The sequence below is a fragment of the Klebsiella sp. HMSC25G12 genome, from assembly GCF_001807705.1.
GTDB classification, from domain to species: domain Bacteria; phylum Pseudomonadota; class Gammaproteobacteria; order Enterobacterales; family Enterobacteriaceae; genus Klebsiella; species Klebsiella variicola.
On the sequence record NZ_KV789804.1, the window covers coordinates 1 to 16,593 of the forward strand.

The window sequence follows — 16,593 nt, forward strand, 5'->3', positions numbered from 1 at the left end:
TACCCGAAATCTGATTTATTCAACAAAGCCCTACCAGGGGTACTTCCGTTCCGGCTGGGGAACATCAAATCACGGATCGTCGCAGACCTACGCCCCCGGCTCGCTGGGTCGTTTCGGTAATGAAATGAGTGGCTGGTTCGACTTAACATTGAATCAGCGGGTCTATAACCAGGATGGCAAAACGGCGAATGCCGTTGTGACGTACGACGGTAACGTCGGCGAGCAGTATAACGACGCCTGGTTTGCTGGCCAGGATACCGACAGCATTTTGCAGTTTAGTGATATTTACCTGACCACCAAAGGTTTTCTGCCGTTCGCGCCAGAGGCGGATTTCTGGGTCGGCAAACATAAACTGCCCGAGTATGAAATTCAGATGCTGGACTGGAAGTCACTGACCACCGACGTTGCGGCCGGGGTCGGGATCCAGAACTGGGCGCTGGGGGTTGGCCAGCTGGATGCGTCCATCAGCAGGAACGACGTCGACGTATATTCACGAGATTTCACACAAACCACTCAGATGAACACCAACTCAGTCGACCTGCGCTATCGCAATATTCCCCTGTGGCAGTCGGGGTCTCTGTCGCTAATGGGCAAATATGCGTTCGCAAATAAAAATGACGAGCAGGAGAGAAACGAGGATAACAACAGCTACTTCCGGTTCAAAGATACCTGGATGGCCACCGCCATTATTCGTCAGGAGCTGGAGCGCAAGGGCTTTAACGAATTTACGCTGCAGGTGGCGAACAACTCGTACGCCAGCAGTTTCGCCAACTTCTCCGGCGCCAGTAACTCCATGGCCAGCGGACGCTATTACTATGGCGATCATACCAACGGCGTGGCCTGGCGTCTGATCTCGCAGGGGGAAATGTATCTCGCCGATCGCATTATCATGGCCAATTCGCTGGTGTGGGCCCATGGCAATGATGTGTATAGCTATGAAAGCGGAGCGCACAGCGATTTCGACAGCCTGCGCGCGGTGATCCGCCCGGCGTGGATATGGGACACCTGGAACCAGACCGGGATCGAGCTGGGGTGGTTTACCCAGAAAAACAACACCCGTCAGGGCGACGATCTGCAGGAGTCAGCGTATAAAACGACGCTGTACCATGCGCTGAAGGTTGGGCCGAGCCTGCTGGGGTCACGTCCTGAAATTCGCTTCTATGGAACGTATATCAATATTCTCGATAACCAGTTGTCGCAGTTTGCGTTCAACGACGACAGCAAAGATGAGTTTATGGTTGGCGTTCAGGCCGAGGTGTGGTGGTAACCGGCAAATCACTTAACGAGCGCCCGCATGAGGCGGGCGCGCTTTCCTAAGGCGTGGGCTACAGCAGCCACCACAGCAGAAGGAGCAGGATCAGCACACCGCCCAGCGCCAGCTGCCACGGCTTAGCGGCCCACGCTCGTTTCGGCGCGGCCTTTTCCTGCGGGATGGCCAGCGTCTCCTGGGCGCGGGCTACCCGCAGCACAAACACCTTATTCAACAGCGCCAGGATCTGCGCTGGGCTCAGCGTCGTCTGCGGGGTGACCTGCCAGCTGCGACGAGCAAAGTCGACAATCTTTTGCCATTCTGCGGCCTCCAGCGGCTGCTTGAGCGCACCCTGCAGCGAGGTGAGCGTGGGCGCGCTTTGCGCACTCAGCGTTTGCCGCGCCTGCAGCCAGTATGAAAGCGGCGTGAAGTGCGTCGCCGGGATAAGCTCTCCGGATTTGACGCCGCAAAGTTCCAGCATGGATTGCCAAATCAGTTTGCTCGGTTCGCCGGTGGCAGCCGCCAGCTTAGTCACCAGCTGATTGAGCGTGTTGTGCTCGGCCGGCAACAGCGGGCGCAGGGTCGGCGGGCGCTGCTGCGGTTGCGGGATCGATAGCTGGCCGCGCTGCAGCAGGTGCAGAATGTTCTCCAGCTGCGGCTGGCTTAGCGCATGCAGCGCCGTTTGCCCATAATGTTGACGAATATAATCGCTGACCGCCTGACGGTTATTGCCCTGACCCAGCAGATCGCTGAGCTGCGCCAGCGTCTGACGATGATGATGATTGTCCTGAGCGGCGGCTAAACGCTGATTGAGACTGGCCTCCGCGGCGCTGAAATGGCAGGCCAGCAGCGGCGTGTCGCCTTTCAGTCCGAGATCATGCTTGACGCAGGCCCACACTTCCGCATTCTGCTGCGAGGTCAGCGCCACCAGGCGCGTGATCAGTCGCTCCAGGACGGTGCGTTGCTGCATGGAAAGCGAAGGTTCGCCGGTGGCGGCAGTGCCTGATGGACCTCGCCCCGGAGGGCGGTCTGGCATATCTGCAAGGGGGTGCGTCATGATTCATCCTTTCGATATCGCGGTGCTGAAACCAGGTGATGAGTATGCCTGGCGGCCAGATTATGGCACACTTCCCCGGTTAACTCTCGTTCTCAGACAGGTACTGAACTGTGAAAATCCTCGTTGATGAAAATATGCCCTATGCCCGTGAGCTTTTTAGCCGTTTAGGCGATGTGCAAGCGGTTCCGGGGCGTCCGGTCCCGGCTGAGGCCCTGACCGATGCGGATGCCTTAATGGTACGCTCGGTCACCCGGGTCAATGAAGCATTGCTCTCCGGTAAGGCCGTTAAGTTCGTCGGCACCGCTACCGCTGGCACCGATCACGTCGATCAGGCGTGGCTGCAGCAGGCAGGGATTGGTTTCTCCGCGGCGCCCGGCTGCAACGCCATTGCGGTGGTGGAGTATGTCTTTTCATCGCTACTGATGCTGGCCGAACGCGACGGTTTCGCGCTGCGCGATCGTACCGTCGGGATCGTCGGCGTCGGCAACGTCGGTGGACGACTGCAAAAACGGCTGGAAGCGCTGGGGATCAAAACGCTGCTCTGCGATCCGCCGCGCGCCGATCGCGGAGACGAAGGCGATTTCCGCTCCCTCGATGCGCTGGTTCAGGAAGCTGATGTCCTCACCTTCCATACCCCACTGTATAAAGAAGGGCCATATAAAACCCAGCATCTGGCGGATGAGTCGCTGATTAGCCGTCTGAAGCCAGGAACGATTTTGATCAACGCCTGCCGCGGACCGGTGGTAGATAACGCTGCGCTGCTGAAACGGCTGGAAGCTGGACAGCCGCTGAGCGTAGTGCTGGACGTCTGGGAGCCTGAGCCGGATCTTAACGTAGAGCTTCTTAAGCGAGTGGATATCGGTACCGCGCATATCGCCGGCTACACCCTCGAAGGGAAAGCGCGCGGGACAACGCAGGTTTTTGAAGCCTACAGCGCCTTTATCGGCCATCCGCAGCAGGTGGCGCTGGATACCCTGTTGCCAGCGCCGGAATTTGGCCGCATCACCCTGCATGGGCCGCTCGATCAGCCGACGCTGAAAAGGCTGGTCCACTTGGTGTATGATGTGCGCCGCGATGATGCGCCGCTGCGGAAGGTGGCCGGCGTCGCCGGTGAATTTGACAAGCTGCGTAAAAACTATCAGGAACGCCGCGAATGGTCTTCGCTATACGTACAGTGCAGCGATGCGCAGGCGGCGACGCTATTGCGCCAGCTCGGTTTTAACGCTGTGCATCATCCTGTTCGTTAATGTCTTCTTAATGCCCCTGCCGGATACTCCGGCAGGGCCGCTTTATTTCTGGAGTAAACCACCATGTCTGAAGGCTGGAATATTGCCGTACTGGGCGCAACGGGCGCCGTAGGCGAAGCCCTGCTCGAAACTCTTGCTGAACGCCAGTTCCCGGTGGGGGAGATTTTTGCTCTGGCGCGCAATGAAAGCGCGGGCGAACATCTGCGTTTTGGTGGCAAGTCAGTGATCGTCAAAGACGCTGCCGAGTTTGACTGGACCCAGGCCCAGTTGGCTTTCTTCGCCGCCGGCGCCGAAGCCAGCGCGGCGTATATTGAAGACGCCACCAACGCCGGGTGTCTGGTTATCGATCTCAGCGGCCTGTTTGCGCTGGAGCCAGACGTACCGCTGGTGGTGCCGGACGTGAACCCGTTCGTGTTAGGCGATTACCGCAACCGCAATCTGATTGCAGTGCCCAATAGCCTGACCAGCCAGCTGCTGACGGCGCTCAAGCCGCTTATCGACCAGGGGGGACTATCGCGGATCAGCGTCACCAACCTGCTCTCCGCCTCGGGGCAGGGGAAAAAAGCGGTGGATGCACTGGCAGGGCAGAGCGCCAAGCTGCTGAACGGCATCCCCATCGATGAAGACGATTTCTTTGGCCGCCAGCTGGCGTTCAACATGCTGCCGCTGCTGCCGGATCGGGAAGGTAGCGTGCGCGAAGAGCGCCGTATCGTCGATGAAGCGCGCAAAATTCTTCAGGATGACGGGCTGATGATCTCCGCCAACGTGGTCCAGTCGCCGGTCTTCTACGGCCATGCGCAGATGGTGAACTTTGAAGCGATGCGTCCGCTGGCGGCGGAAGAGGCGCGTGACGCCTTTACCCGCGGTGAGGATATCGAACTTTCTGAAGAGGGAGAATTCCCGACCCAGGTTGGCGATGCCTCCGGCAACGCTCGTCTCTCCATCGGCTGCGTGCATAACGATTACGGCATGCCGGAGCAGATTCAGTTCTGGTCCGTCGCGGATAACGTGCGCTTCGGCGGGGCGCTGATGGCGGTGAAAATCGCCGAGAAGCTGATTGAGGAGTACCTGTACTGATGTCTGAGATGGAGCAACAGCCGATCTTTAAAATCGCGCTGGGCATCGAGTACGACGGTAGCAAATATTACGGCTGGCAACGGCAAAACGAAGTGCGCAGTGTGCAGGAGAAGCTGGAAAAGGCGCTCTCGCAGGTGGCGAACGAACCGATTACCGTCTTTTGCGCTGGCCGCACCGACGCCGGTGTCCATGGCACCGGCCAGGTGGTGCATTTCGAAACCCGGGCGCAGCGTAAAGATGCCGCCTGGACGCTGGGGGTAAATGCGAATTTACCTGGTGACATCGCGGTGCGTTGGGTTAAACATGTGCCGGCGGATTTTCACGCCCGGTTCAGCGCCACGGCGCGCCGTTATCGCTACGTCATCTATAATCATCGCCTGCGCCCGGCGGTGCTAAGTCATGGCGTGACGCATTTTCACCAGCCGCTTGACGCCGAGCGCATGCAGCGCGCTGCGCAGTATCTGCTGGGCGAGAATGACTTTACCTCGTTTCGCGCGGTACAGTGCCAGTCGCGTACCCCATGGCGGAATGTGATGCATATTAACGTTACCCGCTACGGCGCGTATGTGGTGGTGGATATCAAAGCGAATGCCTTTGTACATCATATGGTCAGGAATATTGTGGGCAGCCTGATGGAAGTCGGGGCCGGAAACCAGCCAGAGAGCTGGATGGCAGAACTGCTGGCAGCAAAAGACAGGACGCTTGCTGCGGCAACGGCAAAAGCGGAAGGGTTGTATCTGGTGTCGGTGGATTACCCGGCCCACTATGATTTACCGGTGCTGCCAATGGGCCCGCTGTTTCTGGCGGACTAATAGAGTCATTAAGGGTAAAGACAAACATGGACTTGATTCACTTTTTAATTGATTTCATCCTGCATATTGATGTGCACCTTGCCGAACTGGTTGCCCAGTACGGCGTCTGGGTTTATGCCATTCTGTTTTTGATTCTGTTCTGCGAAACCGGGCTGGTGGTGACGCCATTCCTGCCGGGCGATTCCTTGCTGTTCGTCGCGGGCGCGCTCTCGGCGCTGCCGACGAACGATCTCAATGTTCACCTGATGGTACTGCTGATGGTCATCGCAGCCATCGTCGGCGATGCGGTCAACTACACCATTGGCCGACTGTTCGGCGAGAAGCTGTTTAGTAATCCGAACTCGAAGATTTTCCGTCGTAGCTATCTGGATAAAACCCATAGCTTCTATGAACGTCACGGCGGAAAAACCATTATCCTGGCGCGCTTTGTGCCGATAGTCCGAACCTTCGCGCCGTTTGTGGCGGGAATGGGGCATATGTCCTATCGTCATTTTGCAGCCTATAACGTGGTCGGGGCGCTGCTGTGGGTGCTGCTGTTCACCTACGCCGGCTATCTGTTTGGCGATCTGCCGGTGGTGCAGGAGAACCTGAAGCTGCTGATCGTGGCGATCATCGTCCTCTCCGTCCTGCCGGGTGTGATTGAGATCATCCGCCATAAGCGGGCGGCGTCAAAGCAGGCGAAGTAGTTCGCCCTGCGCTGCGCGTGACCGAGCATGATCGTCGCGCGCAGCGGTTTGACCACTTTTTTATCCCATGTTCCGGGATGATATGATTTAATGTGCAACATTCATGGTCTGTAAGAGGCAAAAATGGCATTATGCGCCCCTTACGACAAAACTGGCATCGACCAGGTTCAGGCAGAAAGGTTATCAATGAGCTGGATTGAACGAATTAAAAGCAACATCACTCCCACCCGCAAGGCGAGCATTCCTGAGGGTGTATGGACCAAGTGCGATAGCTGCGGTCAGGTACTCTACCGCGCCGAGCTGGAGCGCAACCTGGAGGTTTGTCCTAAGTGCGATCACCATATGCGCATGTCGGCGCGTAATCGCCTGCATAGCCTGTTGGATGAAGGTTCTCTGGTAGAACTGGGTAGCGAACTTGAGCCAAAAGATGTGCTGAAGTTCCGCGATTCAAAAAAATACAAAGACCGCCTGGCGTCCGCTCAGAAAGAGACGGGCGAGAAAGACGCGCTGGTGGTAATGAAAGGTACGCTCTACGCGATGCCGGTGGTTGCCGCCGCCTTTGAGTTCTCCTTTATGGGGGGCTCGATGGGGTCCGTCGTCGGCGCACGCTTTGTGCGCGCCGTGGAGCAGGCGCTGGAAGACAACTGCCCGCTGATCTGCTTCTCCGCCTCCGGCGGCGCCCGTATGCAGGAAGCGCTGATGTCGCTGATGCAGATGGCGAAAACCTCCGCCGCACTGGCGAAAATGCAGGAGCGCGGGTTGCCGTATATCTCCGTGCTGACCGACCCGACCATGGGCGGCGTATCGGCGAGCTTTGCGATGCTGGGCGATCTGAACATTGCCGAGCCGAAAGCGCTGATCGGCTTTGCCGGTCCTCGCGTAATTGAGCAGACCGTACGCGAGAAGCTGCCGCCGGGATTCCAGCGCAGCGAGTTTCTGATTGAAAAAGGGGCGATCGATATGATCGTTCGCCGCCCGGAAATGCGTCTCAAGCTGGCCAGCATTCTGGCGAAGCTGATGAACCTGCCGGCGCCGGTTGCCGTTTCGGAAGCGCCTCATGAAGGCGTGGTGGTGCCGCCGGCACCGGATCAGGAACCTGAGGCCTGATAAAGCAGAGGGCAGGGCCTGGCGGCGCTGCCCTTTTTTATTCATACGCGTTAACCGTCAATTCTTACGGGCATCATGGAAAAAGATCCTATTCCTCAGGCCACGTCGCCCCTGGCTACGTGGCTTTCTTATCTGGAACATCTGCACAGTAAAACCATCGACCTGGGGCTGGCACGCGTCAGCGAGGTCGCCGGGCAGATGGATATCGTTAAACCGGCGCCATTTGTTTTTACCGTCGCGGGCACCAATGGCAAAGGCACCACCTGCCGCACGCTGGAAACCGTCCTGATGGCGGCCGGCTATAAAGTGGGGGTCTACAGCTCCCCGCATCTGGTGCGCTACACCGAACGCGTGCGCATTCAGGGAGCGGAACTGCCGGAGGCCGCGCATACGGCCTCGTTTGCTGAAATCGAAGCCGCGCGCGGTGACATCTCGTTGACCTATTTTGAGTACGGCACGCTCTCGGCGCTATGGCTGTTTAAGCAGGCGCAGCTGGATGTGGTGATCCTTGAAGTCGGGCTGGGTGGCCGTCTCGACGCCACCAATATCGTAGATGCCGACGTCGCGGTGGTCACCAGCATCGCCCTCGATCATACCGACTGGCTGGGGCCGGATCGCGAAAGTATCGGCCGGGAAAAAGCGGGTATCTTTCGCGCCGGTAAACCGGCGGTGGTGGGTGAGCCGGATATGCCGCACACCATTGCCGACGTGGCCAGCGAGAAAGGCGCGCTGCTCCAGCGCCGCGGCGTCGACTGGTGCTATGAGGTGGAGGACGATACGTGGTCCTTCCGCGACGCGGCCGGGGCGTTAAGCCGCCTGCCGTTGCCTCAGGTGCCGTTGCCGAATGCGGCGACGGCCGTGGCGGCGCTGCGCGCCAGCGGGCTGGCCGTGGATGACGCCATCCTCCGCGATGGGATCCGCGACGCGATGTTGCCGGGCCGTTTTCAGATAATCAGCGATGCCCCGCGGGTGATCCTCGATGTAGCGCATAACCCGCACGCGGCGGCCTATCTCGCCGGGCGTCTCAAAACGTTAGCGAAAACGGGACGCGTGCTGGCGGTTATTGGTATGCTGCATGATAAGGACATTGCCGGTACGCTGGCCAATCTGGCCCCGGAAGTCGACGCCTGGTACTGCGCGCCGCTGGAAGGCCCGCGCGGCGCGACGGCGGAGCAGCTGGTGGAACATTTGCGTGGCGGCACAGTCTATACCAGCGTGGCGCAGGCGTGGCATGCGGCCATGGCTGACGCTAAAGTGGAAGATACCGTGCTGGTGTGTGGTTCGTTTCACACCGTAGCGCAGGTTATGGAAGAGATAGACGCGGGGAGAATCGGTGGCGAGTAAGTTTCAGAACCGTTTAGTCGGGACAATCGTGCTGGTGGCGCTGGGGGTGATTATCCTGCCAGGGCTGCTGGACGGGCAGAAAAAGCATTACCAGGATGAGTTTGCCGCGATCCCGCTGGTGCCGAAACCGGGCGATCGCGATGAACCGGATATGTTGCCAGCGGCGACCCAGGCGTTGCCTTCGCAACCGCCGGAAGGAGCGGCGGAAGAGGTGCGGGCGGGTGATGCCGCCGCGCCATCGTTAGATCCATCGCGTATTCCGGTGAACAGCAACAGCTTCGACGACGTTCAGGAGCCGGTGGTGGCCGCGAAACCGCAGCCCAAGCCGCAGCCGAAACCACAGCCGCAGCCGCAACAGCAGGCCGCGACGCCAACGCCGCCGCCGGCTAAGCCACAGCAGCAACAGCCACCGCAGCAGCAGGCGGCCCTGCCGGCGCCGACCGGGAAAGCCTATGTGGTTCAGCTGGGCGCGTTGAAGAACGCCGATAAGGTGAATGAGATTGTGGGTAAACTGCGGGCCTCGGGGTTCAAAGTCTATACGTCGCCTTCGACGCCGGTACAGGGTAAAATTACCCGCATCCTCGTCGGCCCGGATGCGTCAAAAGACAAGCTGAAAGGCCAGCTGGGCGATCTACAGCAGATCTCCGGGCTTAGCGGGGTCGTGATGGGCTTCACCCCAAACTGATTGTTTTTTCCGCCATGCGGAGAGAACGTGGCGGGGAGAAACGCCCCGCAAACCCTGTCTCAGCCGCCCTCAAGAGGCGAAAGGCAGTCTGGCGTTGAATGTTTTTTCAGCGCCATTTTTATTTCTGTAGGGCATGGAAATCCCTACGCAAACGTTTTCTTTTTCTGTTAGAATGCGCCCCGAACTGGACGACAGGGCGTAAATCGTGGGACGTATATGGTCTGGATTGATTACGCCATTATGGCGGTGCTGGGTCTTTCTTGCCTGGTCAGCCTGATCCGCGGCTTTGTTCGCGAAGCTTTATCGTTAGTGACGTGGGGTTGCGCGTTTTATGTCGCCAGCCATTACTACGCTGACCTGTCTGTCTGGTTTACGGGCTTTGAGGATGAACGGGTTCGAAATGGGATTGCTATTGCGGCGCTGTTTATCGTGACGCTCATCGTTGGCGCTATCGTGAACTATGTGATAGGCCAGCTGGTGGAGAAGACCGGTTTGTCAGGAACCGACAGGGTATTGGGGATCTGCTTCGGCGCGCTACGTGGGGTGCTGATCATCGCCGCTATCTTGTTCTTCCTGGACACCTTTACCGGGATGGCGAAGAGCGATGACTGGCATCAGTCGCAGTTTATTCCCTATTTTACCCCTGTCATCAGATGGTTTTTTGAATACCTGCAAAGCTCGTCAAGTTTCTTGCCTAAAGTATAGACTTTGGGTCGTTGCTGAACGAGGAAAAGACGTATGTGCGGTATTGTCGGTATCGCCGGTGTTATGCCGGTTAACCAGTCGATTTATGATGCGCTAACGGTGCTCCAGCACCGTGGACAGGATGCCGCTGGCATCATCACCATTGATGCCAACAACTGCTTCCGGTTGCGTAAGGCTAACGGGCTGGTAAGCGACGTATTCGAAGCCCGCCACATGCAGCGTATGCAGGGCAATATGGGTATTGGCCACGTGCGTTATCCTACGGCGGGCAGCTCCAGCGCCTCCGAGGCGCAGCCGTTTTACGTTAACTCGCCGTATGGCATCACATTGGCGCATAACGGCAACCTGACCAATGCGCACGAGCTGCGTAAAAAGCTGTTTGAAGAAAAACGCCGCCATATCAATACCACCTCTGATTCCGAAATCCTCCTCAATATTTTCGCCAGTGAGCTGGATAACTTCCGTCACTACCCGCTGGAAGCGGACAACATCTTCGCTGCGATTGCGGCGACCAACCGCCTGATCCGCGGCGCGTACGCGTGCGTCGCGATGATCATCGGTCATGGCATGGTGGCCTTCCGCGACCCTAACGGCATTCGTCCGCTGGTGCTGGGTAAACGTGACGTTGGCGACGGTCGCACTGAGTATATGGTGGCCTCGGAAAGCGTGGCGCTTGATACGCTTGGTTTTGAATTCCTGCGCGATGTCGCGCCGGGCGAAGCGGTCTATATTACTGAGAAAGGCCAGCTGTATACCCGTCAGTGTGCCGATAATCCGGTCAGCAACCCATGCTTGTTCGAGTACGTCTATTTTGCCCGTCCGGACTCGTTTATTGACAAAATTTCCGTCTACAGCGCCCGCGTCAACATGGGGACTAAGCTGGGCGAAAAGATTGCCCGCGAGTGGGAAGATCTGGATATTGACGTCGTTATCCCGATCCCGGAGACCTCCTGCGACATCGCGCTGGAAATCGCCCGCATTCTCGACAAACCTTATCGTCAGGGCTTTGTGAAGAACCGCTACGTCGGCCGGACGTTTATCATGCCCGGTCAGCAGCTGCGTCGTAAATCTGTTCGCCGTAAGCTCAACGCCAACCGTGCGGAATTCCGCGATAAGAACGTGCTGCTGGTCGATGATTCCATTGTACGCGGCACCACCTCGGAGCAGATCATTGAGATGGCGCGCGAAGCGGGGGCGAAAAAAGTGTATCTGGCCTCCGCTGCGCCGGAAATTCGTTTCCCGAACGTGTATGGTATCGATATGCCGACCGCCAACGAACTGATCGCCCATGGCCGCGAAGTGGATGAGATCCGCCAGATCATCGGCGCCGATGGCCTGATTTTCCAGGATCTCAACGATCTGATCGACGCAGTGCGCGCGGAGAACCCGGATATTCAACAGTTTGAATGTTCTGTCTTCAACGGCGTATATGTGACCCGGGATGTCGACCAGCAGTACCTCGACTATCTTGACTCCCTGCGTAACGATGATGCCAAAGCGGTCCAGCTGCAGAACGAAGTCGAAAACCTCGAGATGCACAACGAGGGTTAACCCGTTCGCGCGTCGCGGCCCGCCGCTCCTGAGGGACGGCGGGCTTTTTTTCGCCCATCAACTGCGCATCAATAGTTGCGCCACAGGCTATAATCCGGCAAAGTCTGCGGCACACGCGCAAGGGGTAACAGAACGTGAAACGACTGATTATTGGCATTTCTGGCGCCAGCGGCGCTATCTATGGCGTGCGGATGCTGCAGGTGTTGCGGGATGTGCCGGAGATTGAGACCCATCTGATCCTCAGCCAGGCGGCACGGCAAACGCTGGCCCTCGAGACCGACTTCAGCGTGCGCGACGTGCAGGCGCTGGCCGATGTGGTGCATGACGCCCGCGATATCGCCGCCAGTATCTCTTCCGGTTCGTTTAAAACCGCCGGTATGGTGATTTTACCCTGCTCAATGAAAACGCTCTCTGGCATTGTCCATAGCTATACGGATGGCCTATTGACGCGGGCGGCCGATGTCGTGCTGAAGGAGCGTCGTCCGCTGGTGCTCTGTGTGCGGGAGACCCCGTTCCATCTCGGCCATCTGCGACTGCTGGTTCAGGCCGCGGAGCTCGGGGCGGTGATAATGCCGCCGGTGCCGGCCTTTTATCATCGGCCGCAAAGCCTGGATGATGTCATCAACCAAACCGTCAACCGGGTGCTCGATCAGTTCGATATTAGCCTGTCTCAAGACTTGTTTACTCGCTGGCAGGGGGCACAGGATTGCACTAAATAAGTGCAGTCAATGTACGCTTGCGCCGCAGTGGTGCAAATTTGTCGTCCCGATCAAATCCTCGACATTTATTTCGTCTTTTTGCGCTGAGGCACTGCGGTTTCGCCAGTAATGCTGGTATCTTCCCTTCCAAGACAATCCTGCAACTTTATTTTAACAAATTTAACCCTGTTCCCGGCACGCACCGGGAAGATGGCACAAAAACTGCAGGATTGATCGGCAATCACCATAACAAGCAACGCACCACATCACGACACGACACTTAAGGGTACTGTATGAAGAAGACGATTCTGGCTCTCTCTTTACTCGTGGGAATGAGCAGCACAGCCAGCGTGTTTGCTGCTCTGCCGCAGAGCATTCGCATTGGCACTGACGCGACCTATGCGCCATTTTCGTCGAAAGACGCAAAAGGGGACTTTGTTGGTTTTGATATCGATTTAGGCAATGAACTGTGCTCCCGAATTAAGGTGAAATGTACCTGGGTCGGCAGTGATTTTGACTCCCTGATCCCCTCCCTCAAGGCGAAGAAAATTGACGCCATCATCTCTTCGCTCTCCATTACCGAGAAGCGTCAGCAAGAGATCGCTTTCTCTGACAAGCTTTATGCCGCTGACTCGCGTCTGATCGCCGCCAAAGGGTCGCCGATCCAGCCGACGCTGGAGGCGCTGAAAGGCAAGCACGTCGGGGTGCTGCAAGGTTCTACTCAGGAAGCCTATGCCAATGACCGCTGGCGCAGCCAGGGCGTTGACGTGGTGGCCTACCAGAACCAGGATCTGATCTATTCAGATCTCGCTGCTGGCCGTCTGGATGCGGCGCTGCAGGATGAAGTCGCCGCCAGCGAAGGCTTCCTGAAACAGCCTGCCGGGAAAGATTTCGCCTTCGCCGGCCCGTCGGTGAAAGATAAAAAGTACTTTGGCGATGGTACCGGTATCGGTCTGCGTAAGGACGACGTCGAACTGAAAGCCGCGTTTGATAAAGCGCTGGGCGAGATACGTAAAGACGGCACCTACGACAAAATGGCGAAGAAATACTTCGATTTTAACGTTTACGGCGACTAAGACTGCTACAGGCCCGCACGATAGTGTGGGCCTGACGCCATACTCGTGATCCTGCCCCAGAACGGTGCAACAAAAAACGCTGTGGATCATTTCAGTGCAAAAGCAGCCAGTTTTTTGGCTAAAAAATGCATAGTTAAGCGTTTCTGATGCAAAAAATCGGCCTTTCTGGTGCATAAATCTTTGCCCTCAAGGGGCGAATAATGGCACGATAACTGGCGTAAATAGTTCTAATAAACCCGTTAGAATGACAGTCTGTCGAGGATAGTTATGAAAAAACTGGCGTTGTCTCTCTCTTTAGCGCTGGCCCTTTCCAGCGTTTCCACAGTCTTTGCCGCCATTCCGCAAAAAATTCGTATTGGCACCGATCCGACTTATGCCCCCTTCGAATCGAAAAATGCGCAGGGGGAATTGGTGGGTTTTGATATCGATCTGGCAAAAGAGCTGTGTAAGCGTATTAATACCCAATGTACCTTTGTTGAAAACCCGCTGGATGCACTGATCCCCTCCTTAAAAGCGAAGAAAATCGACGCGATTATGTCTTCGCTGTCGATTACCGAAAAGCGCCAGCAGGAAATTGCCTTCACCGACAAGCTGTACGCGGCAGATTCGCGTCTGGTGGTGAAAAAAGGCAGCCCGGTAACGCCGGATCTCGCCACCCTGAAGGGTAAGCGCGTGGGTGTGCTGCAGGGGACGACTCAGGAAACCTATGGCAATGAGCACTGGGCGCCGAAAGGTATCGAAATTGTCTCCTATCAGGGGCAGGACAATATCTATTCCGACCTGACCGCCGGCCGTATCGACGCCGCGTTCCAGGATGAGGTCGCGGCCAGCGAAGGGTTCCTGAAACAGCCTATCGGTAAAGATTACCAGTTTGGCGGACCATCGATTAAAGACGAGAAGCTATTCGGCGTCGGTACCGGTATGGGGCTGCGTAAGGAAGACAACGAACTGCGTGAAGCGCTGAATAAGGCGTTTGCAGAGATGCGTAAGGACGGCACCTACGACAAACTGGCGAAAAAATACTTCGATTTTAACGTATACGGCGAATAATTCTCACGCCTCGCCATTGCGTGCGTTTCGCGCGCAATGGTGAATGACAGACAGGGTAGGCAGCATGCTGTATGGGTTTTCACAGGTTATTTTGCAGGGTGCGCTCGTCACCCTGGAGCTTGCGCTCAGCTCGGTCGTTCTCGCCGTCCTGATAGGGCTGGCGGGCGCTGGCGCAAAGTTATCGAGCAACCGTCCTCTGGCGCTGGTATTTGAAGGCTATACCACACTGATTCGCGGCGTGCCCGATCTGGTGCTGATGCTGCTGATTTTCTATGGCCTGCAGATTGCGCTGAACAGCGTCACCGATGCGCTGGGCATGGCGCAGTTTGATATCGATCCGATGATCGCCGGGATTATTACCCTCGGCTTTATCTATGGCGCCTATTTTACGGAAACTTTCCGCGGCGCCTACCTTGCGGTGCCGAAGGGGCATATCGAAGCGGCTACCGCCTTTGGCTTTAGCGGCGGGCAGACGTTCCGGCGTATTCTGTTCCCGGCGATGATGCGCTACGCGCTGCCGGGGATCGGCAACAACTGGCAGGTTATTCTCAAGGCAACGGCGCTGGTCTCGCTGCTGGGGCTGGAGGATGTGGTCAAAGCCACGCAGCTGGCCGGGAAAAGCACCTGGCAGCCGTTCTATTTCGCCATCGTCTGCGGCCTGATTTATCTGGTGTTTACCACCCTTTCTAATGGCGTACTGCTGCTGCTCGAACGCCGCTATACCGTTGGCGTGAAGAGGGCTGACCTGTGATTGAAATTATTCAGGAGTACTGGAAATCACTGCTGTGGACCGACGGCTATCGCTTTACCGGCGTGGCGATTACCTTATGGTTGCTGATCTCTTCGGTGGTGATGGGCGGCATTCTGGCGGTGTTTCTGGCCATTGGCCGCGTCTCGAGCAATAAATTTATCCAGTTCCCCATCTGGTTGTTCACTTACATCTTTCGCGGCACGCCGCTGTATGTACAACTGCTGGTTTTTTACTCCGGCATGTATACCCTGGAAATCGTCAAAGGCACGGAGCTGCTGAACGCTTTTTTCCGCAGCGGGCTAAACTGCACGGTGCTGGCGTTAACCCTGAATACCTGCGCCTATACCACTGAAATTTTCGCCGGGGCGATCCGCTCAGTACCTGCCGGAGAAATTGAAGCGGCACGGGCCTACGGCTTCTCGTCCGTCAAACTGTACCGCTGCATTATTCTGCCTTCCGCGCTGCGCATTGCGCTACCGGCCTACAGTAACGAAGTGATCCTGATGCTGCACTCCACCGCGCTGGCGTTTACCGCTACGGTGCCGGATCTGCTGAAAATCGCTCGCGATATTAACTCCGCGACCTATCAGCCGTTCACCGCCTTTGGCATCGCCGCGGTGCTCTATTTAATTATCTCGTATGTGCTGATTAGCTTGTTCCGTAAAGCGGAAAAGCGCTGGTTGCAGCATATCAAACCTTCTTCGACGCATTGAGAACGCCATGTCCGACAATAAATTAAACGTTATCGATCTGCACAAACGCTATGGGGAACACGAGGTGCTTAAGGGCGTCTCCCTGCAGGCGAAAGCCGGGGACGTTATCAGTATCATCGGTTCATCGGGTTCCGGAAAAAGTACCTTTTTGCGCTGCATTAACTTCCTTGAAAAACCGAGCGAAGGCACGATCGTCGTCAGTGGCCAGAATATTGGCCTGGTGCGGGATAAGGACGGCCAGCTGAAGGTGGCTGATAAGAACCAGCTGCGCCTGCTGCGCACCCGCCTGACCATGGTGTTCCAGCATTTCAATCTGTGGAGCCATATGACGGTGCTGGAGAACGTCATGGAGGCGCCGATTCAGGTGCTGGGCTTAAGCAAACAGGAAGCGCGCGATCGCGCGGTAAAATACCTGGCCAAGGTCGGGATTGACGAACGTCAGCAGGCGAAATACCCGGTGCATCTCTCCGGCGGCCAGCAGCAGCGTGTCTCGATTGCCCGCGCGCTGGCGATGGAGCCGGAAGTGCTGCTGTTTGATGAGCCAACGTCCGCTCTGGATCCGGAACTGGTGGGCGAAGTGTTGCGTATCATGCAGCAGCTGGCGGAAGAGGGAAAAACCATGGTGGTGGTGACCCACGAAATGGGCTTTGCCCGCCACGTCTCTTCGCATGTTATTTTCCTGCATCAGGGCAAAATTGAAGAAGAAGGGCATCCGGACGCGCTGTTTGGCGCGCCGAAAAGCCCGCGCCTGCAGCAGTTTCTGAAAGGGTCGCTGAAATAACCGG

The 16,593-nt window shown here is 57.1% G+C and carries 18 protein-coding genes; 16 read left to right on the plus strand and 2 right to left on the minus strand.

All coding sequences use genetic code 11. The features are described 5' to 3' along the window. Positions 1 to 1,267, plus strand: a 1,267-nt coding sequence (locus HMPREF3096_RS02615; RefSeq protein WP_070544299.1) for a carbohydrate porin, incomplete at its 5' end; no start/stop codon positions are given. 58 nt (positions 1,268 to 1,325) lie between these two features. Here the strand turns inward: HMPREF3096_RS02615 and flk are convergent. Further along, the gene (flk, locus tag HMPREF3096_RS02620; RefSeq protein ID WP_048293507.1) at positions 1,326 to 2,306 is read right to left on the minus strand and encodes a flagella biosynthesis regulator Flk; all 981 of its coding nucleotides are present in this window, start codon (positions 2,304 to 2,306) and stop codon (positions 1,326 to 1,328) included. Between the two features lie 110 nt (positions 2,307 to 2,416). On the opposite strand from flk, the gene pdxB reads away from it, so the two are divergent. The 10 genes from pdxB to HMPREF3096_RS02670 all read left to right on the plus strand — a co-directional run bounded on the left by pdxB (position 2,417) and on the right by HMPREF3096_RS02670 (position 12,239). Continuing rightward, entirely contained in the window at positions 2,417 to 3,553 is a 1,137-nt protein-coding gene (gene pdxB / locus HMPREF3096_RS02625) for a 4-phosphoerythronate dehydrogenase PdxB (RefSeq protein ID WP_008803923.1), read from the plus strand. 63 nt (positions 3,554 to 3,616) lie between these two features. After that, complete coding sequence (locus HMPREF3096_RS02630; RefSeq protein ID WP_008803924.1) at positions 3,617 to 4,630, plus strand: aspartate-semialdehyde dehydrogenase; 1,014 nt, start codon at positions 3,617 to 3,619, stop codon at positions 4,628 to 4,630. Next, on the plus strand, positions 4,630 to 5,442 hold the full coding sequence (truA, locus tag HMPREF3096_RS02635; protein ID WP_032730858.1) for a tRNA pseudouridine(38-40) synthase TruA: 813 nt from the start codon (positions 4,630 to 4,632) through the stop codon (positions 5,440 to 5,442). The genes HMPREF3096_RS02630 and truA overlap by 1 nt, the downstream gene beginning before the upstream one ends. Positions 5,443 to 5,468: 26 nt before the next feature. Beyond that, positions 5,469 to 6,128 (plus strand): DedA family protein, encoded by a 660-nt coding sequence (locus tag HMPREF3096_RS02640; protein WP_008803926.1) that lies wholly within the window; start codon positions 5,469 to 5,471, stop codon positions 6,126 to 6,128. Positions 6,129 to 6,314: 186 nt separating this feature from the next. After that, positions 6,315 to 7,235, plus strand: a complete 921-nt coding sequence (gene accD, locus HMPREF3096_RS02645; RefSeq protein ID WP_002913220.1) for an acetyl-CoA carboxylase, carboxyltransferase subunit beta — start codon at positions 6,315 to 6,317, stop codon at positions 7,233 to 7,235. Positions 7,236 to 7,310: 75 nt separating this feature from the next. Then, positions 7,311 to 8,579 (plus strand): bifunctional tetrahydrofolate synthase/dihydrofolate synthase, encoded by a 1,269-nt coding sequence (folC, locus tag HMPREF3096_RS02650; protein WP_032730857.1) that lies wholly within the window; start codon positions 7,311 to 7,313, stop codon positions 8,577 to 8,579. Then, positions 8,569 to 9,264, plus strand: a complete 696-nt coding sequence (dedD, locus tag HMPREF3096_RS02655; protein ID WP_008803928.1) for a cell division protein DedD — start codon at positions 8,569 to 8,571, stop codon at positions 9,262 to 9,264. The genes folC and dedD overlap by 11 nt, the downstream gene beginning before the upstream one ends. 216 nt (positions 9,265 to 9,480) lie before the next feature. Further along, complete coding sequence (gene cvpA, locus HMPREF3096_RS02660; RefSeq protein ID WP_002913214.1) at positions 9,481 to 9,969, plus strand: colicin V production protein; 489 nt, start codon at positions 9,481 to 9,483, stop codon at positions 9,967 to 9,969. Positions 9,970 to 10,002: 33 nt separating this feature from the next. Continuing rightward, positions 10,003 to 11,520, plus strand: a complete 1,518-nt coding sequence (gene purF / locus HMPREF3096_RS02665; RefSeq protein ID WP_002913213.1) for an amidophosphoribosyltransferase — start codon at positions 10,003 to 10,005, stop codon at positions 11,518 to 11,520. Between the two features lie 134 nt (positions 11,521 to 11,654). After that, entirely contained in the window at positions 11,655 to 12,239 is a 585-nt protein-coding gene (locus HMPREF3096_RS02670) for a UbiX family flavin prenyltransferase (protein WP_008803929.1), read from the plus strand. A 65-nt stretch (positions 12,240 to 12,304) separates the two neighbouring features. Here the strand turns inward: HMPREF3096_RS02670 and HMPREF3096_RS30760 are convergent, their stop codons facing one another. Beyond that, positions 12,305 to 12,466 (minus strand): hypothetical protein, encoded by a 162-nt coding sequence (locus HMPREF3096_RS30760; RefSeq protein WP_012540975.1) that lies wholly within the window; start codon positions 12,464 to 12,466, stop codon positions 12,305 to 12,307. A gap of 45 nt (positions 12,467 to 12,511) precedes the next feature. On the opposite strand from HMPREF3096_RS30760, the gene argT reads away from it, so the two are divergent. From argT to hisP, 5 genes are all read left to right on the plus strand, one after another. Beyond that, positions 12,512 to 13,294, plus strand: coding sequence for a lysine/arginine/ornithine ABC transporter substrate-binding protein ArgT (gene argT, locus HMPREF3096_RS02675; RefSeq protein WP_008803930.1), 783 nt, complete (start codon positions 12,512 to 12,514; stop codon positions 13,292 to 13,294). A 267-nt stretch (positions 13,295 to 13,561) separates the two neighbouring features. Then, complete coding sequence (gene hisJ / locus HMPREF3096_RS02680; protein WP_002913209.1) at positions 13,562 to 14,344, plus strand: histidine ABC transporter substrate-binding protein HisJ; 783 nt, start codon at positions 13,562 to 13,564, stop codon at positions 14,342 to 14,344. 64 nt (positions 14,345 to 14,408) lie between these two features. Beyond that, positions 14,409 to 15,095 (plus strand): histidine ABC transporter permease HisQ, encoded by a 687-nt coding sequence (locus HMPREF3096_RS02685; protein ID WP_004201769.1) that lies wholly within the window; start codon positions 14,409 to 14,411, stop codon positions 15,093 to 15,095. Next, positions 15,092 to 15,808 carry a histidine ABC transporter permease HisM gene (gene hisM, locus HMPREF3096_RS02690; RefSeq protein ID WP_002913207.1) on the plus strand — a complete coding sequence of 239 codons (717 nt, stop codon included), beginning with the start codon at positions 15,092 to 15,094 and terminating at the stop codon, positions 15,806 to 15,808. The genes HMPREF3096_RS02685 and hisM overlap by 4 nt, the downstream gene beginning before the upstream one ends. 7 nt (positions 15,809 to 15,815) lie before the next feature. Beyond that, the gene (hisP, locus tag HMPREF3096_RS02695) at positions 15,816 to 16,589 is read left to right on the plus strand and encodes a histidine ABC transporter ATP-binding protein HisP (RefSeq protein ID WP_008803931.1); all 774 of its coding nucleotides are present in this window, start codon (positions 15,816 to 15,818) and stop codon (positions 16,587 to 16,589) included. The last annotated feature ends 4 nt before the right edge of the window (positions 16,590 to 16,593 follow it).